A 2,000-nucleotide genomic window follows, 5' to 3' on the forward strand; every position below is an offset into this window, starting at 1 on the left:
TCGACGTGATGGCCGGCCGCACCCTCGACAGGCTGCTGTTCGGCAACCGCGAGGGCACCGACCTTGCTGGTGCGATCCGGGATGAGGCGCTGACGCCGTTTCGGGCTTGGGAGCAGCGGCAGCCCCAGTATCGGGGATGAAGGGTGATAAGGGGTGATGGCGCCGACCTTATCAGCGATGTGCTCGCCATCAAGAGGGCCGAGATACGTGTTCGATGGACAACAGACACGGCGAAGCGTTTCACCTCAGCCCCTTGCCTCTTCCTCGCCACAGCGGGAACAGCTCCTTTCGGCAAAGCTCAGCCGTTAAAGAACGATCTCCCGCTTTCTGCGACGACGAGCACCGCGGGGGTTCGTTCGATGGCTATGGATTAGAAGTTCAGTCTTATAGAGGCCATAAGGTCGATCGAGCCTATGACGAAAAAGTGATCAAGTCCTTTTCGGATCTTACTGGTCAATTATAGACGACTTTGGACAAAGTATCTCGTGTTGCCTGATTTGACACTGTAAATATATGGTTGCTTGTAGTGGCTTCTATAAACTGGAGCCAATCTATGACTGACTTCAAATCGTATATATCTCGCTACGAATCATTCGAAATTTGTCGCCGAGCAGCCAGCCGCACTATGGAGCGGTTAGCGAAAAACAGGGGCCGAGCCGCTCAAGGGATTTTCGAGCGTTTGAAATTTTGCCGAAAGGGCAACCGATGCTTTTCGGGGGCTTGCCCTGTGTGCGCGCGTCGATATCGGCTGCGGCTTCTCTCGCAAGCGGAGCATGTCCTTGGGGAGGATGATCCGTGGGTTCAATTGTGGTGGACTCCGCCCAGTGCATTAGTGGCAAAAGGCTTGCTCGTCGATTTTGATCTTGGAAGACTACTCGATCAGCAAAAGCAAGCTTTGCTCGAATCGATGCCCGGTGCCATCGCAATCGGTGGCATCGATGTCTCACTAGGAACTAGAGGTAGCATCGCTGCAGTATGGCGGGTTTCTAGTTGTGTGCTCGTTTCCGGTTCAATCAGTCAAGAGGCGTTCGACCGGCTCACCCATACGTTCCGACCTGGTAGCACTTCCTGTCACTCGTTCAGTATTGAACCGGTGCTAAATCAGCCTCATATGCTTTCTTACGTCTTCAAGCACCGCATCTTCGCTCGAACTTACGACCACAACATGTCAGCCGGGAGTCGACCGAAATTCAATACCCTACATCCTTCTTTCGCGGACGAGGCAGATCTATTTCAAGAACGATGGCCCTTGTGGAACCGGCTGCTCCTTCACAACGTGAGTGCGGGTAAGGATCCTAATCGGCCTACGTTGCGCCGGCTCATCTAACCGGAACGTTCCTGTACTTGGCGGGACTCAGCCCCGCCAAGTGCTTGACGCCCAAGTTGGACCTGAAAAGATAAGCTGTTGCCTTTGCTCCGTTCGCGCGCCTGATACAGATCCCTTCGAGTGTCCGATCGTTACTGTCAACGGGCCTGGATGTCTGGTTCTTCCGCACTTTGTGTGGCGCGGACTGCCAGGTCAGATCGCGGTGAGGGCGCGCTGGCGCAGCAGCGCGAAGCCCGCGCGGTCGAACATCGTGCGCTTGAGCATCTTCAGCCTGCCGATCTGCCCCTCCACCGGACTCGTCGACCAGGGCGTCGTGATCGCGCCGCGTACCGCGTCCCTGGCGCGCTCGAGGCCGGCGGAGAACTTCCCCAGATCGGGGGTTTCCCCCGCAGGCGATCGAGGAAGCGGCGATCGTCCGCAACGAGTGTGCTCGGGTCGGCCTGAAGAAGCCACGCCGTCCGGTTGATCGACGGGGGCCGCCATCGCGGCGCGCTCGTGGAGCCGGGTGTGGCGTCCATCACGTCCGTGCAAGCGCGATCAGGTGCTGACTGGCTTCGACACCCGGGCTTGGCGGATCAAGAAGGATTGGCTGCGCACGGGACAGCGAGTTCGCCTACTCGACGTGATGGCCGGCCGCACCCTCGACAGGCTGCTGTTCGGCAACCGCGAGGGC

The 2,000-nt window shown here is 58.0% G+C and carries 1 pseudogene; it reads right to left on the reverse strand.

Annotated elements, in window-relative coordinates:
- Positions 1 to 1,519 precede the first annotated feature (1,519 nt).
- A pseudogene (locus MKK84_RS25980) lies at positions 1,520 to 1,699 on the reverse strand (ISL3 family transposase); the annotation flags it as partial.
- Between the last annotated feature and the right edge of the window lie 301 nt (positions 1,700 to 2,000).

This window comes from Methylobacterium sp. E-065 (assembly GCF_022829605.1).
In the GTDB taxonomy this organism is placed as follows: Bacteria; Pseudomonadota; Alphaproteobacteria; order Rhizobiales; family Beijerinckiaceae; genus Methylobacterium.